At 64.4% G+C, this 26869-nt stretch carries 28 protein-coding genes and 2 riboswitches; of the genes, 15 read left to right on the plus strand and 13 right to left on the minus strand.

What is annotated here, in order from left to right; translation table 11 throughout:
* Window positions 1–12 precede the first annotated feature (12 nt).
* The 4 genes from SALB1_RS01010 to SALB1_RS01025 all read left to right on the plus strand — a co-directional run bounded on the left by SALB1_RS01010 (window position 13) and on the right by SALB1_RS01025 (window position 3669).
* Window positions 13–1353: an arylsulfotransferase family protein gene (locus SALB1_RS01010; protein WP_109992164.1), complete on the plus strand. Its 1341-nt coding sequence runs from the start codon at window positions 13–15 to the stop codon at window positions 1351–1353.
* Between the two features lie 4 nt (window positions 1354–1357).
* Window positions 1358–1669: a hypothetical protein gene (locus tag SALB1_RS01015; protein WP_179950696.1), complete on the plus strand. Its 312-nt coding sequence runs from the start codon at window positions 1358–1360 to the stop codon at window positions 1667–1669.
* A 72-nt stretch (window positions 1670–1741) separates the two neighbouring features.
* The gene (locus SALB1_RS01020; protein ID WP_109992165.1) at window positions 1742–2467 is read left to right on the plus strand and encodes a hypothetical protein; all 726 of its coding nucleotides are present in this window, start codon (window positions 1742–1744) and stop codon (window positions 2465–2467) included.
* Entirely contained in the window at window positions 2464–3669 is a 1206-nt protein-coding gene (locus SALB1_RS01025) for a sulfotransferase (protein ID WP_255414464.1), read from the plus strand. Before SALB1_RS01020 ends, SALB1_RS01025 begins: the two co-directional genes overlap by 4 nt.
* A 49-nt stretch (window positions 3670–3718) precedes the next feature.
* Here SALB1_RS01025 and SALB1_RS01030 read toward each other — a convergent pair whose 3' ends face one another.
* The 3 genes from SALB1_RS01030 to SALB1_RS01040 form a co-directional block, all read right to left on the minus strand.
* A complete protein-coding gene (locus SALB1_RS01030) occupies window positions 3719–4126 on the minus strand; it encodes a heme-binding protein (protein WP_109992166.1) in 408 nt (135 codons plus the stop codon).
* A gap of 187 nt (window positions 4127–4313) precedes the next feature.
* On the minus strand, window positions 4314–4847 hold the full coding sequence (locus SALB1_RS01035) for a cytochrome b (RefSeq protein ID WP_109992167.1): 534 nt from the start codon (window positions 4845–4847) through the stop codon (window positions 4314–4316).
* A gap of 104 nt (window positions 4848–4951) precedes the next feature.
* Window positions 4952–5872: an ArgP/LysG family DNA-binding transcriptional regulator gene (locus SALB1_RS01040; protein WP_109992168.1), complete on the minus strand. Its 921-nt coding sequence runs from the start codon at window positions 5870–5872 to the stop codon at window positions 4952–4954.
* 96 nt (window positions 5873–5968) lie between these two features.
* Between SALB1_RS01040 and SALB1_RS01045 the strand changes: the two genes are divergently transcribed.
* Together SALB1_RS01045 and coaA are read left to right on the plus strand one after the other, a co-directional pair.
* On the plus strand, window positions 5969–6568 hold the full coding sequence (locus SALB1_RS01045; protein ID WP_109992169.1) for a LysE/ArgO family amino acid transporter: 600 nt from the start codon (window positions 5969–5971) through the stop codon (window positions 6566–6568).
* 213 nt (window positions 6569–6781) lie between these two features.
* Window positions 6782–7726 (plus strand): type I pantothenate kinase, encoded by a 945-nt coding sequence (coaA, locus tag SALB1_RS01050; RefSeq protein ID WP_109992170.1) that lies wholly within the window; start codon window positions 6782–6784, stop codon window positions 7724–7726.
* A gap of 210 nt (window positions 7727–7936) precedes the next feature.
* Here the strand turns inward: coaA and SALB1_RS01055 are convergent, their stop codons facing one another.
* From SALB1_RS01055 to SALB1_RS01095, 9 genes are all read right to left on the minus strand, one after another.
* The gene (locus SALB1_RS01055) at window positions 7937–9925 is read right to left on the minus strand and encodes a proton-conducting transporter membrane subunit (RefSeq protein WP_109992171.1); all 1989 of its coding nucleotides are present in this window, start codon (window positions 9923–9925) and stop codon (window positions 7937–7939) included.
* Complete coding sequence (gene nuoB / locus SALB1_RS01060) at window positions 9918–10742, minus strand: NADH-quinone oxidoreductase subunit NuoB (RefSeq protein ID WP_109992172.1); 825 nt, start codon at window positions 10740–10742, stop codon at window positions 9918–9920. Before nuoB ends, SALB1_RS01055 begins: the two co-directional genes overlap by 8 nt.
* Window positions 10743–10811: 69 nt before the next feature.
* Window positions 10812–12302, minus strand: a complete 1491-nt coding sequence (locus SALB1_RS01065; RefSeq protein ID WP_199678634.1) for an NADH-quinone oxidoreductase subunit C — start codon at window positions 12300–12302, stop codon at window positions 10812–10814.
* Window positions 12299–13774: a proton-conducting transporter membrane subunit gene (locus SALB1_RS01070; RefSeq protein ID WP_109992173.1), complete on the minus strand. Its 1476-nt coding sequence runs from the start codon at window positions 13772–13774 to the stop codon at window positions 12299–12301. The genes SALB1_RS01065 and SALB1_RS01070 overlap by 4 nt, the downstream gene beginning before the upstream one ends.
* Window positions 13771–14451 (minus strand): hydrogenase, encoded by a 681-nt coding sequence (locus SALB1_RS01075; protein ID WP_109992174.1) that lies wholly within the window; start codon window positions 14449–14451, stop codon window positions 13771–13773. Before SALB1_RS01075 ends, SALB1_RS01070 begins: the two co-directional genes overlap by 4 nt.
* Before the next feature lie 10 nt (window positions 14452–14461).
* A complete protein-coding gene (locus SALB1_RS01080; protein ID WP_199678636.1) occupies window positions 14462–15406 on the minus strand; it encodes a respiratory chain complex I subunit 1 family protein in 945 nt (314 codons plus the stop codon).
* A gap of 83 nt (window positions 15407–15489) precedes the next feature.
* Window positions 15490–15552: riboswitch (Fluoride riboswitch) on the minus strand.
* A gap of 343 nt (window positions 15553–15895) precedes the next feature.
* Window positions 15896–16210, minus strand: a complete 315-nt coding sequence (locus SALB1_RS01085; protein WP_109992175.1) for a DUF190 domain-containing protein — start codon at window positions 16208–16210, stop codon at window positions 15896–15898.
* Window positions 16207–16611, minus strand: a complete 405-nt coding sequence (gene crcB / locus SALB1_RS01090; RefSeq protein WP_370453238.1) for a fluoride efflux transporter CrcB — start codon at window positions 16609–16611, stop codon at window positions 16207–16209. Before crcB ends, SALB1_RS01085 begins: the two co-directional genes overlap by 4 nt.
* A 391-nt stretch (window positions 16612–17002) precedes the next feature.
* A riboswitch (Fluoride riboswitch) is annotated at window positions 17003–17069 on the minus strand.
* 172 nt (window positions 17070–17241) lie between these two features.
* On the minus strand, window positions 17242–17844 hold the full coding sequence (locus SALB1_RS01095) for a TetR/AcrR family transcriptional regulator (RefSeq protein WP_109992176.1): 603 nt from the start codon (window positions 17842–17844) through the stop codon (window positions 17242–17244).
* A gap of 159 nt (window positions 17845–18003) precedes the next feature.
* Between SALB1_RS01095 and SALB1_RS01100 the strand changes: the two genes are divergently transcribed.
* A complete protein-coding gene (locus tag SALB1_RS01100; RefSeq protein WP_109992177.1) occupies window positions 18004–18558 on the plus strand; it encodes a carboxymuconolactone decarboxylase family protein in 555 nt (184 codons plus the stop codon).
* 113 nt (window positions 18559–18671) lie between these two features.
* Here the strand turns inward: SALB1_RS01100 and SALB1_RS01105 are convergent, their stop codons facing one another.
* Window positions 18672–20132, minus strand: coding sequence for a Na+/proline symporter (locus tag SALB1_RS01105; RefSeq protein ID WP_255414467.1), 1461 nt, complete (start codon window positions 20130–20132; stop codon window positions 18672–18674).
* A 124-nt stretch (window positions 20133–20256) separates the two neighbouring features.
* On the opposite strand from SALB1_RS01105, the gene SALB1_RS01110 reads away from it, so the two are divergent.
* The 8 genes from SALB1_RS01110 to SALB1_RS01140 all read left to right on the plus strand — a co-directional run bounded on the left by SALB1_RS01110 (window position 20257) and on the right by SALB1_RS01140 (window position 26848).
* Window positions 20257–20853, plus strand: a complete 597-nt coding sequence (locus tag SALB1_RS01110) for a sigma-70 family RNA polymerase sigma factor (RefSeq protein ID WP_109995211.1) — start codon at window positions 20257–20259, stop codon at window positions 20851–20853.
* Between the two features lie 83 nt (window positions 20854–20936).
* Complete coding sequence (locus SALB1_RS01115; RefSeq protein ID WP_145961209.1) at window positions 20937–21116, plus strand: hypothetical protein; 180 nt, start codon at window positions 20937–20939, stop codon at window positions 21114–21116.
* Window positions 21117–21235: 119 nt separating this feature from the next.
* A complete protein-coding gene (gene arsS, locus SALB1_RS01120; protein WP_109992179.1) occupies window positions 21236–22207 on the plus strand; it encodes an arsenosugar biosynthesis radical SAM (seleno)protein ArsS in 972 nt (323 codons plus the stop codon).
* Window positions 22208–22662: 455 nt separating this feature from the next.
* Window positions 22663–22788, plus strand: coding sequence for a GDCCVxC domain-containing (seleno)protein (locus SALB1_RS19785; protein ID WP_370453211.1), 126 nt, complete (start codon window positions 22663–22665; stop codon window positions 22786–22788).
* A gap of 30 nt (window positions 22789–22818) precedes the next feature.
* On the plus strand, window positions 22819–23187 hold the full coding sequence (locus SALB1_RS01125; protein WP_109992180.1) for a glutathione S-transferase N-terminal domain-containing protein: 369 nt from the start codon (window positions 22819–22821) through the stop codon (window positions 23185–23187).
* Window positions 23188–23303: 116 nt separating this feature from the next.
* On the plus strand, window positions 23304–23939 hold the full coding sequence (locus SALB1_RS01130; RefSeq protein WP_158590567.1) for a DUF3047 domain-containing protein: 636 nt from the start codon (window positions 23304–23306) through the stop codon (window positions 23937–23939).
* Between the two features lie 24 nt (window positions 23940–23963).
* A complete protein-coding gene (locus SALB1_RS01135; protein WP_109992182.1) occupies window positions 23964–26144 on the plus strand; it encodes an FAD-dependent oxidoreductase in 2181 nt (726 codons plus the stop codon).
* Window positions 26141–26848 (plus strand): TIGR04283 family arsenosugar biosynthesis glycosyltransferase, encoded by a 708-nt coding sequence (locus SALB1_RS01140; protein WP_109992183.1) that lies wholly within the window; start codon window positions 26141–26143, stop codon window positions 26846–26848. The genes SALB1_RS01135 and SALB1_RS01140 overlap by 4 nt, the downstream gene beginning before the upstream one ends.
* The last annotated feature ends 21 nt before the right edge of the window (window positions 26849–26869 follow it).

Genomic DNA, 26869 nt, shown 5'->3' on the forward strand with positions numbered 1-26869 from the left:
GGGGTTTCGGGTATGGAAAAAGGCGATCGGGCCGGCTTGACGGCATTTTTTATAGGTTGTCTGTTCTTCGCATTTCTGGGCGGCGCCTATATCGTTCTGGCCCAGGTCTTTCCCTATAAATTTCTCGATAACGCCTATCGCGCCGGGTGGGCGCTCGTGCAGCAGAAGCACACGATCGACAGCCCGTTCACGCAAACCGATCAATGGCGCAAGGCGCGCAGCGACAAGCGCGGCACCGCGATCTACGACCCGAAGCGCGCCTACAACGGTTATACGCTCTACACCTCGGGGGGCCGCACCACGGCCTATCTCATCGACATGCAGGGCCATGTCGTGCACCAATGGCACGCCGACTACTCCAAGCTCTGGCAGACCACGCCGGACGGGCGCGAAGCCCAGCCCGACAAGCTGATGTATTTTCGCAAGGCGGTGATGTACCCCAACGGCGACCTGCTGGCGATCTTCATCGCCGCGGGTGATACGCCCTGGGGCTACGGCCTGGTCAAGCTCGACGCCAACTCGAACGTAATCTGGAAGTATCACGGCGCGACCCATCACGACCTGTATCTGACCGACGACAACCGCGTGTTCATTCTCACCGATGCCTACCGCGACCAACCGGTGCCGGGGTTCCGCAATCTGAAAACACCGTGGCTGGATGATTATCTGGTCGAACTCAACGGCGAGAACGGTCAGGTCGTCAAGAAGATCTCGATCTTCGACGCGCTGTGGCATTCGCGCTACCAGGCTCTGCTCGGCGCCGACCCGAGTTTCGCCATGGAAGATCCGCTGCATACCAACAGCGTGCAATATCTCGGCGACGCGCTCGGCAAGGCATTCGCGCCGGCCCAGGGCAACGGCGATCAAGTGCTGTTGTCCACGCGGCATCCCGGGCTCGCTGTGCTGCTGGACGTCAAGTCCGGCCAGGTGACCTGGGCGCTGAAGGGCTCGTGGCTGGGCCAGCATTCCATGCGCGCGTTGCCGAACGGGCATTTCACCATTTTCGACAACTATGGCAACTTCGAGAAGCACAACATGAGCCGGATTCTCGAGGTCGACCCGACCACGCACGCGATTACCTGGCAATACGCAGGCAATGCGCAGCACCCGTTTTCGAATCTGCTGCGCGGTGCCGTGGTCACACTGCCCAACGGCGACCGCCTGATCACCGAATCCGACGGCGGCCGCCTGTTCGAAGTCGCGCCCAACGGCGACATCGTCTGGGAGTACGACAACCCGATCCGCGGCGGCGACCACAATCAATACATCCCGGTGGTGTCCTCGGGTCAGCGCATCAAGCCCGATCAACTCGCCCCGGCCTTCCGCCGTTCGCTCAACACCTCGCAGGAGTGATGTCATGTCCCATCGTTGTTCCAACGCCCGCCGCTACAGCACATCGCTCAAGCTCGGCGTCACGCTGCTCATCCTGCTGGCGCCGTTCGCGGCGGCCCAGGCCTATGTCGGCCCCGGTGCCGGGCTCAGCCTGCTGAGTGCGCTGTGGGGCCTGCTCTGCGCCATCGGCGCGGCATTCCTGTTCGTGATCCTGTGGCCGATCCGCCGGCTGCGTCGCAAGCGCCGTGAAGCCCGACAGGCCCGCGAGCAGCATGCGGACAATGCCGACAAGCCGACGACCGCCCAGACATCCGAACAACCGCGCGATTCGCGCTGATACCCGACGCGCGGATTGCCCCGGCCGCCCGCTCCCAGCGGCGTGGCCGAGTTTCGAGGCAAGGAACCTTCCATGGGCCTGTTCAATATTCTCTCGCCGGTCTTTGCTGCCATCGACGGCGCCGCCGCATTGGTGTTGCCTACCACGCTGCGTCTGGCGCTGTGGGCGGCGATTCTCGCCGTCGGCACCATGCTGCTGTATAAGGCGCTTTCACCCCAGGCCCGCATCGGCACGGCCAAGCGGGAGGCCCGCGAGGCACGGCGCAAGCTCAACAGCTTCGACGGCGAATTCGCCGATGCCGGCCCGCTGATCCGCGACCAGTTCCTCACCGCCTTCAAGCACATCGGCCTGGTCGTGCCCGGCACGATCATCGCGGTTCTGCCGCTGCTTTGCTTTCTGGTCTGGGCCGATAACCATTTCGACTACAGCCTACCGGCCCACGGCAGCGCGCCCGACGTGGCCACCGTGCCGGCCGGTGCGTCGGGCGTAAGCGCACACTGGGACGCCGGCCAGACGCCGCCCGCTGTCTCGCTGGGTGGCAACGGCGCCACGCCGCGCTCCTATCCGATGACCGCGCCGGTACCGATCATCACCAAACACGGGGCCTGGAATTGGCTGGTGGGCAATCCGCTCGGCTATCTGCCGGATGATAGCCCGGTGGAGGCGGTGCGCATCGCGCTGCCGGAACGGGAATTCATTCACTTCGGCCCGTCGTGGATGCGCGGCTGGCTCGCCGTGTTCATCCCGGTGATGTTCATCGTCTCGCTGCTGATGTTCAAATGGGCCAAAATCGAATGAGCGACGATACCCGCCGCACCACAGTACGCACGCCGCGCTCCGCGCCGAGCGAATCGGCCATCGCGAGCTTCGCGGTACCGACCTGGATGCACCGCGTCGCCGGCTGGCAGGAACGCCATCCGCGTGCTGCGATCCGGCTCGGTAACTTCGATACGAAGACGGCCTCGGAAGCGATCGAGAACGTCACGATCGAGGCGCCGATCTACATCGCGGGGCTGGCGCGTTCGGGCACCACCATCCTGCTCGAACTGCTCGCCGAGCACCCGGACGTGGCCACCCACAAGTACCGCGACTTCCCGCCGGTGTTCACGCCCTGGCTGTGGGATCGATGGCTGGCCCGGGTGCCGGAAAAAGACGAATCCGCCGCCGAGCGTGCCCACGGTGACGGTATCGCCGTCACCTCGCACAGCCCGGAAGCATTCGAGGAAGTGTTGTGGATGGCGTTCTTCGAGCACAGCCACGACGCCGCGCATTCGAACCGGCTGACGCGCGAGACCTCGAACCCCGAATTCGAGAAATTCTACGCCGACCATATCCGCAAGATTCTCGCGATACGTCAGGGCACGCGTTATGTCGCCAAGGGCAACTACAACCTCATGCGGCTGGCGTATCTGCAGAGGATGTTCGCCGATGCGCGCTTCGTGCTGCCCGTGCGCGACCCGGTCTGGCACATCGCCTCGCTGATGAAGCAGCAGACGCTGTTCGAGGCCGGCGAGAAGGCCCATCCGCGGGCGATCGATCATCTGCGCCGGGTGGGCCATTTCGAGTTCGGTCTGGATCGACGCCCCATCAACACCGGCGACGCCGAAGCCGTCGAACGCATCGAATCGCTGTGGCGGGACGGCCGGGAGATCGAAGGCTGGGCGCGCTACTGGGCCATGGTCTACGGCGCCGTGGCCGACCAGCTCGCCGGCGACGAGACGCTCAAGCAGGCCACGCAGATCGTGCGCTACGAGCCGCTGTGCAATGACTCACAGCGCGTGCTCGCGGATTTCTATCGTCACTGCGGCCTGGCCGTGGACCCGGCCACGCTGGACGCCGCCAGCCAGCGGCTGCACTTGCCGGATTACTACAAGCCCGCCTTCGAAGCCGATGAGATCGGCCTCATTCGCCAAATCGCCGGCCCGGTGGCCGAGCGCTTCGGTTACGACCCGGCACGGCTCGGTGAACGCGAGCCAGTCCGTACTGAAGCTGACATATAAGTTCCCGGCGAAATCGGCTCGGCCGCAAGGCGGCCGGGCCTTCCAGCATTCAGTCCGTCACGGCGGCGACACCGGCCTTGGCCGTCGCGGCATCCTGATCGGGTTTGACCCCGGATACGCCCACGGCGCCGGCCACCTGGCCATCGACCACCACCGGTACGCCGCCGGTCATCGTGCCCTTCAACTCGGGCACCGAGAGAAACGCGGCGCGCCCGCCGTTGATCATGTCTTCGAACACCTGGCTTTCCTTGCGGCCCAGAGCGGCGCTACGGGCTTTCTCGGTCGCGATGTAGCTGCCCATCGGCGCGCAGTCGTCCAGCCGGCGCAGCGCCAACGGATGCCCGCCATCGTCCACCACCGCGATCGCCACATTCCAGCCGTTGCGTTCGGCTTCGGCCTGGGCGGCATCGAGAATACGGTTGACGTCGTCCAGCGTAAGCACGGGTTTATGCTGCATGATCTGATCCTTTTGGCTTGTGGTGAATTGCTACGATGGCCGGGCCGAGACGCGATACGACAACGTACCGCCAGTGCCCAAGCCCGTGGAAAACCGATGCGTCTGACGATACCGGTCCGCCTACGATAATGGGATCGCCGGCCAGCGTGTCTTGTCAGGCACGCCGCAGGAGCCGGTCGCGGGCTTTTCAGGTCATGCGCGCGAGCGTGTCATCCTGGCGAATCACGCGATGATAGAGCATTCCCAGCAGGTGTAGACCAACCAGCACAAGAATAGTCCAACCCAGGTAAGTGTGCAGATCTGCAACAAAATGGTCGATTCCGGGTGCTTTGCCCACGAGGCTCGGGATTGGAACGGCGCCGAACCACATATAGGTCGAACCATGATCAGTCACCAGGATATAGCCGATAATAGGCTGGCAGATCAGCGCGAGATAGAGCAGCCATTGGTTCAAATATGCCAGCGAGGCCAAGCCTGCCGGCATGCCGGCGGGCTTGGCCGGCGTGTCTGTGAGAAAGCGCACACACAGCCGCGCCAACATAAGCCAAAATACGGTGACACCCAGTGCTTCATGCCAGAAGAAAAAACTCTTGGTGGCATCGACATGAAGGCTCGCACCCAGCAGCCCCAACGGCCATAAAACGAACACAAGCACCGCTACCAACCAGTGAAATGCCTTGGCGGCGGGATGGTAATGGTGTTGTCGCGTCTCTACGTTCATGAAGTCTCCTGTCAGCCGGCAGTCGGCCGGCGCCGTTCTTTAATCTGATCGTGCCAAGAGTATGGACAAGTAGCGAGGCACGAATATGAAACGCGCCGTTGACGTTATAGCAACGAATCGACGGCCGCCCCTGCGCCGGTGCCGGCCCGCAGGTGCCGCGCCGCGGCGGCCGTCACGGCCTCAGTCAGCGGCGCCATTACCGTTTCCAGCCGCCGAACGTAATGCCAATCCAGCGGCACGTCGAACGGTGTATCCGCCAGCAGCTCATGCAAACGCCCCGCGGACAAGGCGTCGGCGACCAGCGCTTCAGGATTGAGCCCCCATCCGACCCCGGCGAGCGCTGCTTCGACGAAGGCGTTGGCCGAGGGCAGGCGGTGGCCGAGGCCCGGCTCCACCGGCGCGACATACTGCGCCGCCCAGCGCGCCTGCAGGCGGTCGAGCGTGTTGAACGACAGCGCGGGGGCGGCCTGCAATGCCTGCGCGGTCACGCCGTCCGCGAAATGCTGCGCAAGGAACGCCGGCGCAGCCGTCGCGCGATAGCGCAGACGGCCCAACCGCCGGCGGTCGCAGCCGCCCACGGGGTGTGTCTGCGCCGTCACCGCTGCCATGACCTCGCCACGCCGCAGCCAGTCGGCACTATGGTCTTCATTGTCGATCACCACATCCACGCGCATCGATTGCAGATCGGACAGCGCGTCGACGAACCAGGTCGCCAGGCTGTCCGCGTTGACCGCCACCCGAACCACCGGCCGAGTGGCATCGGGCGCGGGCACGCCCAGCCGATCGAGCGTATCCCGCTCAGCCAGGGCCACCGCCTCCGCGTGACGCGCGAGACGCTCGCCGTGGGGCGTGGCCTGACACGGCATACCGCGCGCGATCAGCACCAGACCGAGTTCGTCCTCCAGACGGGCGATGCGCTGGGAGACCGCGGACGGCGTGACGTGCAGTACCCGCGCGGCCCGCTCGAACGAGCCATGCTGAATCACCGCCAGGAGCGCCGTGAGCCGCGCCGAATCGAGCTGCATTACATTTTCTTAATTGGCCTCAGTTAATTTAGCTTTCCTGTTGCGGCTCGCGGATGCAAGTTGCTTGTCTTCATCCTTCGCATCGACCGCCGCCCCATGCCCTTCTACAGCGGTTTCGCTCTCGGCCTCGGACTGATCGCCGCCATCGGCGCGCAGAACGCGTTCGTTCTGCGACAGGGCCTGGCCGACCGGCATGTGCTCGCGATCTGTCTGTGCTGTGCGCTGTCCGACCTGATTCTCATCACCGCGGGGGTGGCCGGGATCGGCCGCGTTGCCCAGGCGCACCCGGCCTGGATCATGACGCTTCGCTACGCGGGCGCAGTGTTTCTCGCCGCCTATGCCCTGGCCAGTGCCCGCCGTGTGGCGCTGGGGAACAGCGGCCTGACGCCCGGCAGGACCGGCGACGCTTCACTTGCACGCACCCTGGCCATCGCGCTGGCGCTCACCTGGCTCAATCCGCATGTCTATATCGATACACTGCTGCTGCTCGGCACCGTGGCCGCCACCTACGGCGACCAGCGTCTGCGCTTCGGTGCCGGGGCGATCTGCGCCTCGTTCGTCTTCTTTTTCGCCCTGGGATTCGGCGCCCGTCGGCTGCGCGGGCTGTTTGCCCGACCACTGACCTGGCGCATCGTCGACGGCGGCATCGCGCTATTGATGGCCGTGCTCGCGGCACGTCTGGCCCTCGGGGCATAACACGGTCGCGGGCGGGCGTGATCGCGCCAGGCAAACGGGCACGACGCACGCCGACACGCCCCATCCCTGGCCAGTTGAACCATGGCCGTAATGCGCGCCGCACCGACTCGCGCCTGCCCTCGAATACCGCTGCGCGCGTGACCGGCCCCTGTTCAGCCCGCCGCGGATGGCTATACTGGCCCGATTTAATTTTGGCCACGGGGGATCCGAACGATGTCGACCCGCTCGGTAGGCAGCCCCTACATGCAATTTTCCCGGGCACAGTGGGCGTCGCTTCGCGACACCACGCCCATGACGCTGACTCCGGACGAGATCCGTACTCTCAAGGGCATCAATGAAGCGTTGTCGCTTGAGGAGGTGGCCGAGATCTATCTGCCGCTGGCGCGTCTGCTCAATCTCTACGTGGATGCCAATCAGCACCGCAGCGCAACGCTGGACCGTTTTCTCGGCAACCGTGACCGCCGGCCGCCGTTCGTGATCGGCATCGCCGGTAGCGTCGCGGTCGGCAAGTCAACCACGGCCCGTGTGCTGCAGGCCCTGCTCAATCGCTGGCCCGAACAACGCAACGTCGCCCTGGTGACCACCGACGGTTTCCTCTATCCGAACGCCACCCTGGAAGCGCGCAATCTGATGAGCAAGAAGGGCTTCCCGGTGTCCTTCGATATCAATCGCCTGATCGAATTCGTCTCGGATTTGAAGGCCGGCCGGCCCAGGCTCGAGGTGCCGCTGTACTCGCACCTGGTCTATGACGTGCTACAGGATCGGGCACAGATCGTGGATCAGCCCGATATCCTCGTCCTTGAGGGGCTGAACGTGTTGCAGAGCGGGATGGACTATCCACAGAACACGCATCATGTGTTCGTGTCGGATTTCATCGATTTCTCGATATTCGTCGATGCCCCGATCGCGCAACTCAACGAGTGGTTCATCCGCCGCTTCATGACCCTGCGCGACAGTGTCTTCTCGGACCCGCATTCCTATTTCCACAAGTACGCGGATCTGTCCGACGCGGAAGCCGTGGCCACGGCGGATCGCATCTGGCGCGAGATCAATGAGGTCAATCTGCGCCAGAACATCCTGCCCACCCGCGAGCGGGCCAGCCTGATTCTCAACAAGGGCCCCGAACACGCAGTCGACAGCATCAGCCTGCGCAAGTAATCGACCGTGCATGGCAAGCGCGACCAGCCCGGCAAAATCGAGACCGGGCCGCTGGACGAGCTCGTGCCCGGCTGACGCGCGACCCAGGCAGCTCGATGCCCTCGACACGCCCGCACCGGCGCAGACCGAAGCCTATGTCCGACGCGATCTGCCGGCCCGGGCCCCGCGCCGTACTGCCGGATTCGCAGCATCGGTCATATTGTTTGCCGTCTACACAATAGCCAGCACGATGCCCAGGACAGCGACCAGAACACCACCGATCAAAAAGAGATAGAAATTCAGGTGGCCGGACTGCAGGGCCCTGAGCCTCTGACCCAGCCAACGCACCAGCCGCACCATCGGGTCGAACAACCACGGCCCGAACACCGGGGCCAGTGCATAGCTGAAGTTGAGCTTTTTCGGAAAATAGCTCGACACTTCGTGCTCGCTTGAAGAGGTGGCCGTGGGGCGATAGACGAAGCCATAGTAGCGCTGCAAGGCGTTGGCAAACGTCAGCGCAGTGGTCGCACTGCTGGCCGGTTCGGCGAGGCCGCCGAACCAAATGGGCGCCCGCCTCGGCTTCAGCCGGGCCAGCCCCAGGACCAGCATTGCGGGTATCAGGCTATAAGCGGCAAGCGCGAGCGCCAGTTTGGTCGGCGATATAAAAGCAAAATCCTTGGCCAGAGGAACCAGTAGCCAACCGCGGCGCATCAAATCGGTAGCGGACGCGCCAAAACGCAGGCTTGTCGCCGGCCCAAGAGCGTCCAACCACCACGGCATACCGATCGCCAGCACGAGTACGGCGATACCGAGCCAAACCACGTTGACGCCGATCGGCTGGCGGTCTGGGGCTGTGGGTTCCGGGCGTCCCAGCAAGCCAAGCCCGATGGCTTTAACGAAGGTCGCCACTCCGATCGCACCGGACAGCGCCAATCCGGCCCCCGACAGCACCAGGGCAATCCGGGCATTCAAGGTATCCAGACTGAAACCGTGGAACAGGCTCTGGAACCCGAACCATTCGCTGATGAAGCCCGGGGTCGGCGGTACGGCGGCCAGGCTCAGTGCCGCCAGAAAGGCGCCGGCCGTCATCCAGGGCATCAATCGCACGAGCCCGCCCTGTCTTAACCCGTAGCCGCGACCTGCCCGAAACGCGGCATCGGACGCCAGCAACAAGCCCGATTTCGCCAATGTGTGACCGGCCATATGCAGCAAACCGGCCACCCAGGCTATGCCGGCGAGGTGATCACTACCGTGAAGCTTGAACAGTAATGCCGAACCCGCCAGCGATAAGGCGATTGCTGCATTATCCGCCGAGGAAAATGCCAGCAGACGGCGCCAATCGTCCTGTTGGAAGGCGTACAGGGCGGCAAGAATCGCGCTGACCACGGCCGCCGCCAGTACCAGCTGCGCCAGACCGGCATGGGCATTACCGCACCAGTCGAGCAAACCACGCACCAGGGCGAAGTACGCCGCATTCAATACGATGCCGGATAAAATGGCCCCGCTCGCCCCACTGCCGCTGGCATAGGCGTCGGGATACCATTCGTAGAATGGCAGCAATCCGAGTTTGGCGCCGAAACCGACCAAAAGCAGCAACGCAACGATGAAACCCGGCCAGCCGGACAATGCGAATCCCGAAAAAACGGTGTGACCGCTGGCCGCAGTGAACCAGAGCATGGCAGCGAAGAGGGCCACGCTGCCGACTTCCAGCAAGCCCAGCATGAACAGCACGCCGCGCCCACTGTCCCGATCCGGTTGCTCGGCCAGCAGCATCAGGGCTGCACCGAGACTCATCAACTCCCAGCTGATCAGAAACGCCGTGCCTTCCTGAACGCCGAAAACGCCGATAGCACCCAGCAGACAGATGGCCACGCCGCTGTACCAACTCGGCCCACGCGCCACCGGCGAATCGGAACACACGGCCGCAAAGGCGCCCAGTGCGCCGAACAACAGCAGCCACAGCGCGGGGCCATCGAATTTGATCGGCGTGCCGGCAGCGACCGGATTGAACGGTAAATAGCCCACGATCGGTGTCTGGGCAATGAGCGCTCCGACAACACCCGCGAGCAAGGCGACGAGGCCGGCCAACAGCCCGAGTCTGGCCAACCCACGCCCACCGCGGGCAAAGCCGGCAACCAGAGCCACCAGCCAGGCCATTGCTGCGAGGGCGACGAGGGCGACTTCGCCGAAGCCTGTGGTCACAGCGGCATGATCAGTCATCCAGCTGCCCTCCCCGCATATGCTGTTCGGCCCGCCCGACGATCATCAACAGTGCATGAATCAAGGCGGCGGGATTAGGCGGACAGCCCGGCAAATAGACATCCACCGGCAGGATCGGGTCCACGCCGACGCCACTGGCATAAGTGCCGCCGACCGCCCCGCCGGAGACCGCGCAGGTCCCGGTCGCCAGGACCCAACGGGGCTCCGGCATGGCTTCGTAGGTTGCCTGCAGGGCGTCGCGCATCGCATAAGTCACGGTGCCGGTCACCAGCAGCAGATCGGCATGACGGGGCGATGCGGTAAAAAATATCCCCAGCCGGTGCAGGTTGTAGAACGGATTGTTGAGCGCCTGCAGCTCGGACTCGCAGCCATTGCAGGAACCCGCGTCGACATGCCGGATATGCAAGCTGCGCCCGAACACGCGGCGGATACCGGCGGCCAGTTTCTGTTCGGGTGATGCGCCGTCGTCGTTATTGGCATCGGCGTCGGCCGGCCGCCAACGCAGATCGTCGCGCTCGCGCACGCCCAGCGCCCAGTCGTTGGAAGCGGTCAACGCCCCGGTCGGACAGGCTTCGACACAGAGCTGGCACGCGATGCAACGGCCGTAGTCTATATCGAGCGCCGGCTCACCGTCGGCCCGAAACTGGATCGCATCCGGCAGACAGACGTCGGCGCATTCGCGACAGCCGTCGCGGCATTTGTCCGCATCGAACCGGGGCATGCCGAGCACACCCGCCTGGCCATGCGCATCGCCGCGCGCCGGCCAGGCGGTCGTCGCACGCCCGGCGCGCAGTCCGAAAAGAGTCCATAACGCCATGGCCGGAGCCTCCTTAATCCGTAAAGTGCACGCCCTGCGCTGCTCGGCCCGGATTTGGCATACCGCTATTCATCGGTCGCAACCGGCGATGGTCAGGCCGAAGCTGGCTTCGTTGATGGCGTAGTCCATGATGTCGCCGCCGTGCATCGTGAACGGGAACACACGCCAGTTGGAAAACGACGGCGACTTGATCTTGACGCGGGCGAGACGCCCGGCGGCATCGGTATGCACGGCGTAATAGAGCGACCCGCGGGCGCCTTCGACCCAGCCCAGCCCCGCGCCCAGGGCGGGCACCGTCAGGTCGGTGCGGACGGGCCCGTCCAGATTGAGCCGAGCGAGACGCTTGACCATTTCGAAGCTCTGCTTGAGTTCCGCCGCGCGCACGCGAGCGCGCGCCAGGGCATCGCCGCGATCGTCGGTGGGAATCTCCAGCGGGATATCGAGATACATCGAATACGGATGATCACGCCGTAGATCGCGGTCGAGCCCGGAGGCGCGTTCCACCGGGCCGGTCGCGCCCTGGTCGTAAGCGACGTCACGCGACAACACACCCGTCTCGATCAGGCGATCCATATAGCTCGGCGTGGATTCGAGATGCTGCAGATACTCGGCTGCCTCATCGGCCAGCGCCCGCACGTCGCCCAGTACATCGCCATCGAGCGCCAGATCACGCCGTAGCCCGCCCGGGACCACGATGCCGCGCAGAAAGCGGCTGCCCGTCAATTTCGCATTGATCTGCTTGGCTTTTTCTTCCAGCAACCGGCCCTGCGCATCGCCGACATACAGCGTCGTGGTGCTGGCCAGATGCGCGAAGTAATGCAGGTGGTTGTAAATTCGCTCCAGTTCGCCGAGCAGCGTCCGTATCACTTCGGCGCGCGGTGGTATCCCGGCATCCGCCATCGACTCGATCGCCCGGCAGTACGCCCAGGCGTGGGCGAAACTGCCTACCCCGGAAACCCGCTCGGCCAGTACCGTCCCCAAGTCAGGCGCCACACCTTCAAAGCGTTTTTCCAGCCCCCGATGCTTGAAGAACAGGCGCGGCTGGTAGTGCAGGATGGACTCGCCCAGGTAATAGAAAATGAACTGGGCCGATTCCATGACGTCGGCGCGCACCGGTCCGAACGGCAGGCGCTGCACATCGCCATTGGCGGCGATTTCCGGCGCGTGCCATTCGCTGCGCTCGAAGGTCAATGCCTGGCCCCGCGGGTGCGCCGGTTCCATCGGCGGATGTTCGGAACTTGCGCCTTCGTGCAGCACCAGAGGCGCCGATTGCGGCATGTCGTCGATTTCGAGCGCGAACAGATCGCGCATTTCGCGCTCGTACCAGCTCGCCAGCGGCACGATATCGGCCACGCTCGGCAGGCGTCCGTCGACAGGCTTGCAGCACCACATCTCGAACGCCCGGCCTTTCGCCGGCGCGCACAGATACCGCACCTCGAGTTCGTCGTCGGCATCGCGCCATGCGTAGATCATCTGCAGGCGTCCCTGGTCCCGCACAAGCTGCTGGCAGCGCGCCCGCAGCGCGTCGGCCGGCACCGTCATGTACTCGACTCCGTTCACGAGCCCCCCTTCGCAACCAAAGCGAACAACGCATGCAACGGCGCCGGCCACCACAGACCGAACACCAGCAACGGGATGAAGGCCAGCCACATCGCCAACACATTGGTCCACGGCAGGCGCCGCACACGGTCGGCGCCAACCGCGCCGGGCGCGGCGTCGGATTCGTCCGCCGTGTAGTACATGCGCCGGAAATGATCGAGAAAACCGATGAAGATCACGATCAGCAACACCAGCATGATCGCCACCGGCGCCGGCCAGTCGCCAACCCAGCCGGCGCGCAGCGTGGTGAATTCGCTCACGAACAGGCCGAACGGCGGCGCGCCGGTGATCGCCACCGCGCCGGCCAGCCACAGGGCCCCACCAACGGGTGTGAGCCGCAAAATCTGGCGGATCCGGCTCATGTCATGCGAGCCGAACAGCAAGCCGGCATTGCCGGCGCCGAAGAACATCAGCGACTTGTTCAACGAATGGTTGAGCATGTGGTAGCAGGCCGCGGCCACGCCGAATACGCCACCGAAACCGAAACCCAGCGCCACCACGCCCATGTGCTCGACGCTCGAGTAAGCCATCAAACGCTTGGGATCGCGCTGGCGCACGATCAGGAGGGCCGCGACCGCGAGCGAGAGCAACCCGAGCGCCACCAGTACGCCGTGCGAAAGCCGTGTCAGATGCGCCGCATCGGCGATACGCAGCCCGCGCACGATGCCCACCATCGCGGTGTTCAGCAATGCGCCCGACAGCATCGCCGACACCGGCGTCGGACTCTGGCTATGCGCGTCCGGCAGCCAGGTGTGCATCGGCGCCAGGCCGACCTTGGTGGCATAACCGGCCAGGATCAGCAGAAAGCCGAGCGCCATGAGCACCGGATCCGCCCTGGCAGCCGCCGCGCCAAGCGCCGCCCAGGTCATGTCGTACCGGGCCCCGTATACGAAGGTGCCGGCCCAGTACCAGAACACCGTGCCCAGCAGCGCCAGCGTAATACCGGCCGATACGATGATCAGATATTTCCAGGCCGCCTCGGTGCTTTCGGCCGAACGTTCGAACCCGACCAGGAACGTGCTCACCAGCGTCGTCAACTCGATCGAGATCCAGTACAGCCCCGGCTTGTTCATGGCCGGCGCAATAAACATGCTGAGCGCGAAACCCGCGAATAGCGCGTAAAACGCCCACAGGCGGTCATGATCCGCTTCGGCGCGCATGTAGCCCAGCGCATAGATCGAGGCCAGCAGATACACCACGGCCACACAGAGCAGCACCCAGCAGGCAAGCGGGTCGAGCAGCACATAGCCATGCCAGAGCGCGCCTGCATCGGCGGCGGTTGTGGCCACCAGCCCGATGGTGGCGCCCAGCGAGGCCACCGCCGACAGTAGATTGATCCACTCGGACCACCGCGCGCGCCGCAGCGAAAGCGCCACCAGAATCGCTAGCGCCGGCGCGCCGAGCGTGATGGCATAACAGATCGTCTGGCTCATCCGCGCAGCCTCCGCAGGTCCAGGCTGCTGGTGCTGCCCACGTGGGTGACGAGGTAGCGGGTGAGTACGCCGAAACAGGCGACCGCCACCAACAGATCGAACAGAATCACCAGTTCCAGCAACAGCGGCATGCCCGGCACGAGAATCTGCGAGCCAAGAAAGATGCCGTTTTCCAGTACCAGCAGGCCGAGGATCTGGCTCATCGCTTCGTGCCGGACCGAGAGCATCAGAAAGCCGATCAGCTTCATCGACAGCATGACCGTCAGGGCAAGCAGAACGACCGTGTCCGGATGCGCCAGACTGGCGCCGATATGCTCGGCCACCGCCAGCGCCAGCAGCACCAGCGCCGCGCCAATCACGAGCGCCGAGGACGGCTTGATGATCTCGTGCAGTTCGCGGTCCACGCCCATGCGCCCGGTAATTCGCCAGAGCAGATACGGCAGCGCCAGACCCCGGAACAACGCGGTCAGCGCCGCCACCAGGTACAACTCGGGATAGCCGCCGTAATAGCCGACCGCTGCGGACAACAACGCGATCAGCCAGCACTGCCCGGTATAAGCCAGCAGATAGTTCTGCAGCCAGCGCGAGCCGAGCATGACGAACACCAGGATCAAGCTGGCGATTGCCAGCAGGCTGAACAATGAGGTGGCCAGCGGGGTGAATTGAAGAGAGTTCATGGACCCACCCCTAAAACTGCTGCGCCACGATGCCAAGCACCGCCAGTAAAAAGGACGCCGCCAGCGGTTCCTGGTAACGGAAGAAACGCAACCGGGCCTGCGCCGTCTCGACCACGATGACCGCCAAGGCCACGACACCGAACTTGATCGCGATCGCGCCGACCGCCCCGGCCTCGCCGACGAGCGTGCCGACATGCGACAACCCCCAGGGCAGCGTGAGCACGTTGCAGAAAATGGTGTAGAGGATGAATTGCTTCATCATCGAAGCCCAGCGCGCGAAGGCCATCAGCGGGCCCGAGTATTCGAGCGTGCGCGCCGCGCCGATCATGTAGATCTCGATATCGGTGCTGGAGTGGATCGGCAGCCGATCAGTCTCAACCAGCAGCAGCACGAAGAACGCACAGACAATGAAGATATGCGCCGGGCTGAAGAACACCGGCCAATGGCCGGCCAGCAGATGATTAACCGGAAACGGCAACATCGTGTGCGCCAGCAGCGCGACGCCGGCCAACACCAGGATCAGCGTGGGTTCCGACAGGATGCCGAGCATGGCCGAGCGGCTCGAGCCGATGCCGCCATAGGCGCTGCCGGTATCCAGGCCGGACATCATCAGCATGAACGAGCCGATCGACAGCACCATGCCGCCGCCCAGAATATCGCCCATGTCGGACTGCGGCAGCGGGAAATCGGTGAGCACCGGAATCAGTATCGGCACGATGCACATGGCCGCGAACGCGACCACCGGCGTGATCAGATAGACGAACGACGCCGACTCTGGAATCACCAGTTCCTTATGGAACAGCTTCCACAGGTCGCGATAGGGCTGGATCAGCGACGGACCGGTCGCGCGCTGGACGCGCTCCTTGCCGCGGAGAATGAACCCCTCAAGCAAAGGCGAAAGCAACAACGCCGCCAGCACCTGTCCAATTTGCGAGACCACATCAGGCAGACTCACCCAGCGCTCCTTGCGCTGCTATGAGCTACGATGATCTCGTCGATTGACGAAGCATATTCCAGCATCGGATGCACCTATCTTGCGATCAGATAGGAGTCATTAGCCGATGTCGGCGGTTCGAGGCGAACTCCATCGCCTGTGATCGTCTGGCCGCATCAACTATTCGCTATTCGCACGGCGCTGTCAATCGCCGATAAACGCCGACGCTTGCTTTGCAGCATCAGAACAATAAGCCTCGTTATCATTCGCTTTCGTCTCACGATCGGCAAATATGCGCGCATGGAGCTGGCACCCATACGGGGGACGCGACGGCCGTTCCGGCTGTATTCGATGGGTGCTGACACCAGCCTCGAACACCCGTGCCAGGTCGTAGAAACTCGGGATCGTTGGTCTCCGGCCGGGCGATCGAGCGCCTGTGATGCCCCGGGGGTCACGCTATCGCGCGGACAATGACATCGCGAACCGAGCCAACGGCCCACGCTCGATCGCTCAGTGGCCAAATTCCCAGTACTCGATGGTTCGGCGTATACAGAACACGTGTAGCTTCTCCTCCTCCACGGCGCGAAGGAGTTCGTCGGCCTTGTCACCGTCGAGCACGAACATCAGCTCCTCTGGCTCATCGGCCAGCTCAAAGAAGTGTGCGGAATGGGTATGCCCACTGGCCCCCGTACCTTCCGCATCCACCCGGCGCGTATGGCGCTTGATGTCATGCGATTTGGCGATGCCGGCGACCGTGTCGAGCACCGGCTTACCGTGATGCCGGCGTGATCGCGGCGCCATGAAGATCACTTCGAATCCTTTCATTGCCCACCTCCCAGAAGTTGGCGCAAGAGCACAAACGAGGCCATTCCAAGCCCCACCATGCACAACGAGCCAACGACGTGCACGACGATGCCGACAAAGCCCCAGATGAAGCGACCGGCCTGTAGCTCGCTGAATATTTCAGCCGAAAACGTCGAGAAAGTCGTAAGCGCACCGAGAAAGCCGGTGACCACGAACAAGCGCCAGAACGACGACAGCTCGGGGATGGCCGTGAAGGTCGCGATCGCCAAACCGATCAGAAAGGCACCGAGCAGATTCGCCGCCAATGTACCGGGCGGCAGATCGGGCAGGTAAGCGTTCAGGGCGATGCCCAGCAACCAGCGTATATTCGCGCCAATAGCCGCACCGGCAGCGATCGCGAGAATCGAATAAATGATCGGCATTGTTTTGTCCTGCTCGTATTCCGCGCCATCCTCAGACTCGACGGTCTGGCCTTGAGCGTGATGTGTTTCGGGTTCGTATGCCGAATGAGCGAAATCGTACGATTCCGGCGGGCTCATCGCGCGATCACTCCGCAGCGCTCAGGAACGACCGGCATCGCGGGAATACATGGTCGGCGGCCCATCGGGCGCTTGCCCCCGAGGCGCCCGGCCGCAAGCGGTTCGGCGACGGCGATAGACGGGCCAGCGCAATACCGGGATAGGCCCTTGCCAGTCGATCGAACAGCCGCGGAGCCGGATCGATCCTGGCCGGGAACAGGCGTAGCACAAAAGCGAGGGGCGCCAATACGCAAGCGCCTGGCAGCGACGACAACACTCCTACCTCCAACACGTGGATTAAATAGGAGTCATCAGCCTCGGATAGGAGGCAATTCAAGGCAAACTCCATCGCCTTCGTTGTACGACCGAAATATCTCGCCGAAGGCAGAGCATGTCAAGAAACGCCCCCAATGCAGGGTGGCGACCCGTATCAATGGCGAATGAATATAGCGTTGGATCAGGCTGAGCCCGGCGCCGGCCGCCCCCCCCCATGGGTGGCGACTACCCACCACATCGCATGTTGATTCCGGGCGATCAGTTCGGCTGCCGGCGATACGCGACGATCGAGTCGGCGATGTCGTCGGCCAGTTGTTGGACGGCGGAACTCGCGACTGCACGCTGGGCATAGGAACGCAAGCCCATGACCTCGGCCTGCAGGCGTCGCCCGAGCCGCGTCGGATCCTGCTCCGGCCCCAGTTCGCCGCGCGCCCGGGCGTTGCGAAACGCTTCGACAAACTGCTGTTCCATGGCCGCCAGCAGATGATCGGCCTTGTTCCCGGCGAGCGACGCCCGGTCGCCGAGTTCGAGCAGGCTCTTGACCAGTAGACAGGCCCGGCTGGGTACCGCCGGCTCACGCAACGCCCCGAGCGCGCGTACATAGGCGGCCAGCCCGTCGATCGGCGAGGCGTAGCGCGCCCGCTGTTTTTCCAGATCCTCGAGTCCGAGGGCCGCATAGCGGTCCAGAGCCGCTTCGAAAAGCGCCTGCTTGCTTCCGAACGCCGCGTAAATACTGCCGGGCCGCATATCGAGGGCATGCTCCAGATCCTTGAGCGACGTGGCGTGAAAGCCCTGTTGCCAGAACAGGTTTACCGCCTTATCGAGACTCTGCTCGCGGTCATACAGCCGTTGTCTTGGCATGGCGTCATTCCGGGCTCGGGCAGGGAGCCCACGTGGCAAGAAATATGGCGCAAATCTTAACTTGAGTGATCACTCAATTACGAGTATGGTTTCAACCACTGATTGGCCTCGAAAGAACAAGACGAGGCCGGGAACGCATTAACCCGAAAAGGATGGGCCATGAGCGAATTCACACTGCACGACAAGACCACTGCCCCCGAGGCCAGCCAACCCCTGCTCCAGAACTCGCTGGATGGATTCGGGATGATTCCGAATCTGCATGCGGTGATGGCCGAAGCGCCCGGTCTGCTGGCGGGATATCAGCAGCTGCATCAGCTATTCACCGAAACCAGCTTCGATGCCGACGAACAGACAGTCGTCTGGCAGAGCATCAACGTCGAACACGCGTGTCACTACTGTGTGCCGGCGCATACGGGCATTGCCAAGCAGATGAAGGTGGACGACGACATCACCGAGGCGCTACGCAACGAAACCGCCCTGCCCACGGCCAAACTGGAAGCGCTGCGCGACTTCACGCTCAGCGTGGTGCGTGAGCGCGGTCACGTCAGCGAGGATGCGGTGCAACGTTTCCTCGATGCCGGCTATACCAAGCGCCAGGTTCTGGAGGTGGTGCTCGGTGTCGCGCAGAAGACCATGAGCAACTACGTGAACCACCTAGCCGAAACGCCGGTCGACAAGCCGTTTCAGAAATTCGAATGGCACAAGGCCGCGTAAGGCGAACGGCCACAGCCCGGATCGCGACGCGGCCCGGGCCATCGGCATCCGCTCCGGGCCGCGTTGCGGGGACCGTCCAGGACGGAACGGTACCCTGCCGTGGCCTGGATTCGCTACCGGCCCGCGGCCATCATCGCGGCCGGCCGGGCCGCCACGCTGCGGCGGCTTTCCAATACCGTGCCGCACAGGAAACCGACGGTGCATATCGCCAGGCCCCAGACGTTGATGCCGAGATCCTCGGCGTAGGTGCCCGTGCCGATATCGACAAACGACGGGAATACCGTGATGCCGCTGAAGACGTCCACGGCCTTGAGCACGCCGATCGCCAGGCCAGGCCAGATCGCGAAGTAGAAACTCCAGGGCCCGACCCGCGGCAGCCAGGCCAGCAGAAAGATTGGCGCCAAGCCCATGATGGCCGTGCCGCTGATCGTGGTCGCCGCAATCACGGCGGGCCCGACGCCTTTAATGTAGAGGCTCAGAAGCGGCAGATTGCCGAGGATCGCGATGAGGGCCATGGCCCAGCGACCGCGACGCACCTGGGCCTCGGTGCATTCACCCGTACGGTGCGGCCAGTCGCGGGAGACGAACTTCGCGCTCGAGCTGAACGTCGAATCCAGGGTCGATCCAGCGCTGGTGAGCATCACGGCGTTGAACAACAGCGCCATCCAGAGGCCGATCGCGGCCGGCACGGCCACGGCCACCGGCGCATCACCCGGCACGCCGGCCGCCAGCGCATAGACCCCGGCCAGGCTGAACAAGGCGATCAGCAGGCCGCCCAGGATCGCGGCAATGACAAAGGCGCGCATCATGCTGGCCGGCCGGCTGAGAAAGGCGCGATCCGTGAGCACCGGATCATGAAAGCCGTAGCTCAGGCACTGCACCAGCGCGAGCGCCAGAAAAGTCAGGCCGCCAGCCTGCATGGTCGGCGTGACACCGCCGTTGCTCACGGTCGGGAAACCGTGTTCGGCAAATCCGGGGATGAGCACGGCCAGTGTCGCGACCAACAATACCGCGAGCAGAAACGTCTGCATGGCATCGGTGAGAATGCTCGATCGCAAACCGCCGCGCAGACTGTAGTAGGCGGTAAACGCAGTCATCACGATCGCTGCCGTCCAGTACGATGCACTGCCTTCCGGGCCGAAGAATTGGGACGTGACCTTGGTGTTCGACCACACCTCGTTGAACAGGCGAATGGCGATCACGACCATGAATATCTTGGCAGCGGCGGTGCCATATCTGGCGCGCAGAAACTGCGGCAGCGAGGTATACCCGCCGCGGGTGCGCATGAAATAGACCGCGGCGCCGACGACGATGAAGCTCAGCCAGTACGACCCGTAGGCGATGCCGCCGATCACGCCGTAGCTGGCCGACAGGCCCATGGCGTTGTACACGCTTTTGGCCATGACCCAGCTCATCGCCGCGCTCACGCCGAGAAGCCAGGCGCCGGGTGGCACACCGCGCGCCGAGCCGCCACCGAAAAATTGTGCCGCGCTGGTCGCGCGTGGTGTCATGATCCAGATCAGTACCGCATAAGCGGCCAATACCAGCCAGGGGGCCCACAGGGTCGTGCTCACATCGATTCTCCGGAAAGATCTGCGTCGTGCTTCGCGCAAGCAATGAGTCGTCAACGGCCGAACGAATCTTACGCACGGCGGTTGCAACAGCCCCGGGCGAACCCCATTCCGCCGGCATCCGTTGATGAGTGACGCCATGCGCCCGAGCAGCGATTCCACGCCGTCCGCCGCGGAGTACTGGCTGCAACGCCACGGCGATGCACTCTATGCCTTCGCCCTGGCCCGGGTATTCGATCGCGCGAGCGCCGAGGATCTGGTCCAGGACACCCTGCTCGCGGCACTACGCCAACAAGACAGCTTTCGGGCCGATTCCAGCGAGCGCAGCTGGCTGATCGGCATCCTCAAGCACAAGTGCATCGACGAGATACGCCGGCGCGCGCGGTCGGCGCGTGCCCGGGAGCCGCATGCCGACGACGTGGAAGCACAGCTGTTCCGGCCCGATGGTCGCTGGCGCGAACCGCCGGCGGCCTGGGCGGACGAACCGCTACAGCAACTCCAGCGCGACGCCTTCATCACCGCGCTGGGGCGTTGTCTGGACGGGGTGCCCGAGGCGCAGCGCGACTCCTTCGTCATGCGCGAACTGCACGGCCTCGATATCGACGCGGCCAGCACGCAGATGGGGGTGACGCCGAACAATCTTTATGTATTGTTGCATCGGGCCCGGCTGCGGTTGCGGCGGTGCCTGGAAAAGAGTGGTTTCATGGCGGAGCGCGTTCGATGATGGGGCTTCCAACATGCCGCGAAGTGGCGGTCGAGCTGTCGCGGGAACACGACGTACCCGGGTTTCATCCCCGGTCGCGCCCGATGAAACTGCATTTGCTGATGTGCCGCGACTGTCGTCGTTATGCCCGGCAACTGGCCTGGATGCAGCAAGCACTCACCCTGGCCCGAAGCGCCGATGTTGCCACGCCCGGGCTCCCGGCGGCCGCCCGCGCCCGGATCCGGAACCGGCTGCGCAACGAGCGCCCGCGCCCGCCGGTGTAAGTTTCGTCGCGCCGGAACGACTCATCCCAAAGATCGGCTATCGGGCGAAATCGTAGCAAGCGCCGGGCCCGGCCCGGTAAGCGATCCGCCTGTCGAACAACTGCAAGGATGAACCCAGCATGCACGAGACCAAACCGCAGCTCACCGCGACCGACTTTCCGCGTATCCGGCGCCGATCGTTGCAGACGCTGCAGATGAATCTCGGCTATTTGTGCAATATCGCCTGCACCCACTGCCATGTGGCGGCCGGCCCGAAGCGGACCGAATTGATGGACCGCGACACGATCGAGCTCGCGATCGCGTTTCTACGCGCCCACCACATCCAGACGCTGGACGTGACCGGCGGCTCGCCGGAAATGAACCCGCATTTTCGCGACCTGGTGCGCAGCGCGCGCGCCATGGGCGTGCATGTCATGGACCGCTGCAACCCCACGATTCTCAATGAACCGGGTTACGAGTGGGTGGCCAACTTCTTGGCGGCGCAGCAGGTCGAGGTGATCGCCTCCCTGCCCTGCTATACCGAGGAAACGGTCGACCGTCAGCGCGGCAAATCCGTGTTCCAGCGCAGCATCGCCGCCCTCAAGACGCTCAACGGGCTGGGCTACGGCCGACCCGGCAGCGGCCTGGCGCTCAATCTGGTCTACAACCCCGCCGGCCCGCAGCTACCGCCGGCCCAGCAAGCACTGGAGGCGGACTACCGGCAGCACCTGCGTGACGAACACGGCATCGAGTTCAACCGCCTGTTCACGCTCGCCAACATGCCGATCAAGCGCTTCGGCAGCATTCTGTTGTCGAAACATCAGTTCGGCGACTACATGACGCTGCTCAAGAACGCCTATCGCCCGGATAATCTGGCCGACGTCATGTGCCGGGATCTCGTGAGCGTGGACTGGCGCGGCCATGTCTACGACTGCGATTTCAACCAGATGCTGGAGATGCCGCTGGGCGCGGCGGGCGAAGGCGCCACCCACCTGCGCGACCTGCTCGATGCCGACCTGGCCAACACGCCGATCCGGGTCGCCGATCACTGCTACGGCTGCACCGCCGGCCAGGGCAGCAGTTGCGGCGGCGCCCTGAGCGGTGCGGCCTGACCCGGCTGCAGGCCCGGATCGCCCGCGCCTCTGGCGGCGGAGTCGCCGCACCCGCTGTTTGCAACGACTGCGGACGTCGCCACGTAATCCGAGCATCACCACTTTGGGAGGCACGCCATGAAACCAGCAGTCAAACTGGAATCGACCCTCATATGTCCGGAATGCGGTCATCGCGAGACTTGGGCCTGTTGATGTTTCATACGAGCCCGCGCCAAGCGCTGTTTTGCGGCAAGACGAGGCGTAGCGAACGTGGCGTAGTCGTTCTACGCGAGAGAGCTACAACGCTGGATTGCCGCAAAACAGCGCTTGTCCCGAAGGGTTGGGCCGCAAATCGCGCCCGGCGGCGTTGCAAGTCTGGATCGTGGCACGCCACGACGCGGCGACTTGCGCCTTGCCGGACACGATTTGCGGACGCCAACGCGGCGCTCGTACGAAACATCAACAGGCCCTAAACCATGCCCACCGACAGCTGCCAGTTTTTTTACCAGTGCCCCGCCTGCGGTCACATGCTCAAGCCGAAGCCGGGCGACTGCTGTGTTTTCTGTTCGTTCGGCACCGTCCCCTGCCCGTCCCGGCAGTAACCGCCGCCCACGCCATTGCGGAGAATCCTCATGCACGTCTGGTTTCAGAAAGCCCTCGACCTGGTCCATCCCGCCCGCAGCGTGACGCAGGTTCGGCGATCCGCCGAAGAACAGCGTGCGGCAGATCAGGCGGCCGGGCCGCTGACGCTGTATCACTTCCGCTCCTGCCCCCATTGCCTGCGGGTGCGGCGAGCCGTGCATCGCCTTAATATTCCCATCGCCTTGCGTGATATCCACATCGACCCGGCCGCCCACCGGGCGCTGCTCGCCGGTGGCGGCCGCCAGACCGTGCCCTGTCTCTACATCGACGATCCGGCCGAGGGCACTTGGCTCTATGAGTCCGCCGACATCATCGACTATCTGAATCGACGCTTTGCCCCGGCGCGGGGCAGTCGATGACCGCGGGCGGGGCGGCTCGGCCGCAGGCCGGTTTGCCGACCGGCGCATGGCGAGGCAACGCGCCCGTCACGCGTGCCTGGCATCAGACCGCTCAACACCTTCGGACAGTTCTCGGCGTGCTTGGATCGGTGCTGGCACTGCTCCTCGCAACGCCGGCCGCTGCGGCGCCCACCGTCATGATCGGGCGCTTCGCCCCCGGCAGCCTCGCGGCCTGGGAACATAAATCCTTCAAGGGTGAAACGCGTTATCGCCTCGTCGGACACGGCAACGCGCGTACGCTCGAGGCGACCTGCGACGCCAGTGCTTCGGCGATCGCGTTGCGCCGCAAGGTGGATCTGCGACGGACTCCCGTACTGCGCTGGGAATGGCGCGTGGACCACATCTACCCAGGGCTGGACGGGACCACGCGCGCCGGCGACGACTACCCGGCCCGGGTTTACGTGATCCACGACGGCGGGGTCATGCTCTGGCGTACGCGTGCGGTCAACTATGTCTGGGCCAACAGCGAGCCGCGCGGCGCGCACTGGCCGAACGCCTTCACCGACAAGGCGATGATGGTAGCCGTCCAGTCCGGGCCGCCGGCCGATCCGGACACCTGGGTGGCCGAATCGCGCAATGTCCGCGCCGATTTCAAGCGCTTCTACGGTCTGGATCTGCATCAGATTGACGGCGTAGCCCTGATGACCGACTGCGACAACAGCGGCCGTTCGGGGCGGGCCGAGTATCGCAACATCCGTTTCACGGCCCACTAGCCGCATACCGCGAAGACGTCCGCCATGAACAAATCGAGAATCGTGCTGCTTGTCCTGGTTTGTGCGGCTGTGGCCGCGTTCTTCGTGTTCGATCTCGGCCAGTATCTCGATCTGGCCTATTTCAAGGCGCAACAGGACCGCCTTCAATCGGTCGTGGATGCACGCCCGATGCCATCGGCTGCCGTGTTCTTTTTGATCTATGTGGCGGTCACCGCATTGTCGCTGCCGGGTGCGGCGGTCATGACGCTGATCGCTGGCGCCTTGTTCGGCATGCTCTGGGGCACGCTGCTGGTGTCTTTCGCTTCCTCGATCGGCGCCACCCTGGCGTTTCTTACCGCCCGGTTCATCCTGCGCGACTGGGTCCAGAACAAGTACGGGCAACGCCTGGAGGCGATCAACCGCGGCATCGCCAGGGACGGGGCGTTCTATCTGTTCACACTACGCCTGGTGCCGGTGTTCCCGTTCTTCGTGATCAATCTGGTTATGGGCCTGACGCCGATACGGCTGGCGACCTTCTATGTCATCAGCCAGCTCGGCATGCTCGCCGGCACGCTGGTCTTCGTCTATGCCGGCACGCGGATCGCCGCGATCAACACCCTATCGGACGTGCTCTCGCCCGGACTGCTGGTCGCCTTCGTGCTGCTCGGCGTATTCCCGCTCGTGGCGCGCAAGCTGGTCGAGCGCGTGCAATCAGGCAAGGCCCTGCGGGGCTACGCCAAGCCGCGCCATTTCGATCGCAATCTGGTTGTCATCGGGGCCGGTTCGGCCGGGCTGGTGACCGCCTATATCGCCGCCACCGTGCGCGCCAAGGTCACCCTGATCGAAAAGCACCGCATGGGCGGCGATTGCCTGAACTACGGCTGCGTGCCCTCGAAGGCCATGATCCGCTCGGCGCGCGTCGCCGCCCTGATGCGGCGCGGCGCCGACTTCGGCATCCACGCCGACAACGTACGCATCGATTTCGCCGAGGTCATGGCACGCATCCAGCGCGTGATCGCCGAGATCGCCCCGCACGATTCCGTCGAGCGCTATCGCGGCCTCGGCGTGGACACGATCGAGGGCGAAGCCCGTATCACCTCGCCCTATACGGTTGCGGTGAACGGCCGGGAGCTGACCACACGCAGTATCGTCATCGCTACCGGTGCACGCCCGCTGGTGCCGCCCATTCCGGGCCTCGATACCATCGACTACCTCACCTCGGACACGGTCTGGGACCTGCGCGAACTGCCCGGGCGCCTGCTCGTGCTCGGCGGCGGCAATATCGGCTGCGAACTCAGCCAGGCCTTCGCCCGTTTCGGCAGCCGGGTCACCCAGGTCGAAATGGCGCCGCGGCTGCTGGCCCGCGAAGACCCGGAGGTGTCGGCGCATCTGCTCGAACGCTTCACCGCCGAAGGCATCGACGTGCGAACCGGATACATCGCCAAGACCGTCGAACAGCGCGACGGACAACAGGTGCTGGTCTGCGAACACCAGGGCCGCGAGGTGGCATTCGCGTTCGACCGCATCCTGGTCGCGGTGGGCCGCACACCCAATATCAAGGGCTTCGGCCTGGAAGAACTGGGCATCGAGACTTCGCCCACCCGCACGCTCGCGGTGAACGAGTTCCTGCAGACCCGCTACCCCAATATCCTCGCCTGCGGCGATGTAGCCGGCCCGTACCAGTTCACCCATACCGCGGCCCATCAAGCCTGGTATGCCTCGGTGAATGCACTGTTCCTCGGCATCCGCCGGTTCAAGGCCGATTATTCGGTCATCCCCTGGGTGACCTTCACCGATCCCGAGATCGCCCATGTCGGAAGCAACGAAAGCCAGGCCGAAGAAGACGGCATCGCCTTCGAAGTCAGCCGCTACGACCTCGGCGAACTCGATCGCGCCCTCACCGAAGGCGAAGCGCGGGGCTTCGTCAAGGTCCTGACCGTCCCCGGCAAGGACAAAATCCTGGGCGCGACGATCGTCGGCGAGAACGCGGGCGAACTGATCGGCGAATTCGTCACTGCCATGCGTCACGGCCTGGGCCTGAATAAAATACTCGGCACCATCCACGCCTACCCCACCCTGATCGAGGCCAACAAGTACGCCGCCGGCGAATGGAAACGGGCCCACGCGCCCGAGCGCGTCCTCGCCTGGCTGGAACGTTTTCATGGCTGGCGCCGCGGCGGGCGCGGCCGGGTCGATAGCGAACGCGCCGACGATGCCGAGCGATGAGCGAGCCCCCGAGTCTGTCCATCATCGTGCCGGCTCTCGACGAGGCAGCCGACATCGCGGCTGCCTTGCAAGCGCTCGCCGGGCTACGCCGGCGGGGCGCCGAAGTGATCGTGGTCGACGGCGGCAGTGCCGACGACACGCTCGCGCGAGCCGCCCCAATGGCCGACCAGACGCTGTCGTCCGCGCGTGGTCGCGCCGCGCAAATGAATGCCGGTGGCCGGGCGGCCGGTGCAGACGTGCTGTTGTTCCTGCATGCCGATACCCGGCTGCCCGACGACGCCGACACCTGCATTCATGACGGCCTGGCCGACGGCAGCCATGTCTGGGGGCGATTCGACGTTCGCATCGAGGGCCGCGCCGCCCTGCTGCCGGTCATCGCCTGGGCGATGAATCGGCGCTCGTGTCTGACCGGCATCGCCACCGGCGATCAGGCGATTTTCGTCACGCGACGCGCCTTCGATCGCGTCGGCGGCTTCCCGCCGCAAGCGTTGATGGAAGACATCACGCTCTCCCGCCGCCTCAAGACCCTCTCGCGCCCGGCCTGCCTGCACCAGCGCGTGACGACCGCCGGCCGCCGCTGGGACGACAACGGCGCGCTACGCACCATCATTCTCATGTGGTCGCTACGACTGGCCTACGTCTGCGGCGTATCGCCCGCCCGACTCGCCCGTTGGTATGGCCACGGGTATGACAAGACCCGCTGAACATCGCCGCACTGGAACCCG

Source organism: Salinisphaera sp. LB1 (assembly GCF_003177035.1).
Taxonomy (GTDB): Bacteria; Pseudomonadota; Gammaproteobacteria; order Nevskiales; family Salinisphaeraceae; genus Salinisphaera.

Excerpts from the sequence above, each read along its gene's own strand:
- SALB1_RS01010 (WP_109992164.1), top strand. The coding sequence starts at position 13 with ATGGAAAAAGGCGATCGGGCCGGCTTGACGGCATTTTTTATAGGTTGT.
- SALB1_RS01015 (WP_179950696.1), top strand. The coding sequence starts at position 1,358 with ATGTCCCATCGTTGTTCCAACGCCCGCCGCTACAGCACATCGCTCAAG.
- SALB1_RS01020 (WP_109992165.1), top strand. The coding sequence starts at position 1,742 with ATGGGCCTGTTCAATATTCTCTCGCCGGTCTTTGCTGCCATCGACGGC.
- SALB1_RS01025 (WP_255414464.1), top strand. The coding sequence starts at position 2,464 with ATGAGCGACGATACCCGCCGCACCACAGTACGCACGCCGCGCTCCGCG.
- SALB1_RS01030 (WP_109992166.1), bottom strand. The coding sequence starts at position 4,126 with ATGCAGCATAAACCCGTGCTTACGCTGGACGACGTCAACCGTATTCTC.
- SALB1_RS01035 (WP_109992167.1), bottom strand. The coding sequence starts at position 4,847 with ATGAACGTAGAGACGCGACAACACCATTACCATCCCGCCGCCAAGGCA.
- SALB1_RS01040 (WP_109992168.1), bottom strand. The coding sequence starts at position 5,872 with ATGCAGCTCGATTCGGCGCGGCTCACGGCGCTCCTGGCGGTGATTCAG.
- SALB1_RS01045 (WP_109992169.1), top strand. The coding sequence starts at position 5,969 with ATGCCCTTCTACAGCGGTTTCGCTCTCGGCCTCGGACTGATCGCCGCC.
- coaA (WP_109992170.1), top strand. The coding sequence starts at position 6,782 with ATGTCGACCCGCTCGGTAGGCAGCCCCTACATGCAATTTTCCCGGGCA.
- SALB1_RS01055 (WP_109992171.1), bottom strand. The coding sequence starts at position 9,925 with ATGACTGATCATGCCGCTGTGACCACAGGCTTCGGCGAAGTCGCCCTC.
- nuoB (WP_109992172.1), bottom strand. The coding sequence starts at position 10,742 with ATGGCGTTATGGACTCTTTTCGGACTGCGCGCCGGGCGTGCGACGACC.
- SALB1_RS01070 (WP_109992173.1), bottom strand. The coding sequence starts at position 13,774 with ATGAGCCAGACGATCTGTTATGCCATCACGCTCGGCGCGCCGGCGCTA.
- SALB1_RS01075 (WP_109992174.1), bottom strand. The coding sequence starts at position 14,451 with ATGAACTCTCTTCAATTCACCCCGCTGGCCACCTCATTGTTCAGCCTG.
- SALB1_RS01085 (WP_109992175.1), bottom strand. The coding sequence starts at position 16,210 with ATGAAAGGATTCGAAGTGATCTTCATGGCGCCGCGATCACGCCGGCAT.
- crcB (WP_370453238.1), bottom strand. The coding sequence starts at position 16,611 with ATGCCGATCATTTATTCGATTCTCGCGATCGCTGCCGGTGCGGCTATT.
- SALB1_RS01095 (WP_109992176.1), bottom strand. The coding sequence starts at position 17,844 with ATGCCAAGACAACGGCTGTATGACCGCGAGCAGAGTCTCGATAAGGCG.
- SALB1_RS01100 (WP_109992177.1), top strand. The coding sequence starts at position 18,004 with ATGAGCGAATTCACACTGCACGACAAGACCACTGCCCCCGAGGCCAGC.
- SALB1_RS01110 (WP_109995211.1), top strand. The coding sequence starts at position 20,257 with ATGAGTGACGCCATGCGCCCGAGCAGCGATTCCACGCCGTCCGCCGCG.
- SALB1_RS01115 (WP_145961209.1), top strand. The coding sequence starts at position 20,937 with ATGAAACTGCATTTGCTGATGTGCCGCGACTGTCGTCGTTATGCCCGG.
- arsS (WP_109992179.1), top strand. The coding sequence starts at position 21,236 with ATGCACGAGACCAAACCGCAGCTCACCGCGACCGACTTTCCGCGTATC.
- SALB1_RS19785 (WP_370453211.1), top strand. The coding sequence starts at position 22,663 with ATGCCCACCGACAGCTGCCAGTTTTTTTACCAGTGCCCCGCCTGCGGT.
- SALB1_RS01125 (WP_109992180.1), top strand. The coding sequence starts at position 22,819 with ATGCACGTCTGGTTTCAGAAAGCCCTCGACCTGGTCCATCCCGCCCGC.
- SALB1_RS01135 (WP_109992182.1), top strand. The coding sequence starts at position 23,964 with ATGAACAAATCGAGAATCGTGCTGCTTGTCCTGGTTTGTGCGGCTGTG.
- SALB1_RS01140 (WP_109992183.1), top strand. The coding sequence starts at position 26,141 with ATGAGCGAGCCCCCGAGTCTGTCCATCATCGTGCCGGCTCTCGACGAG.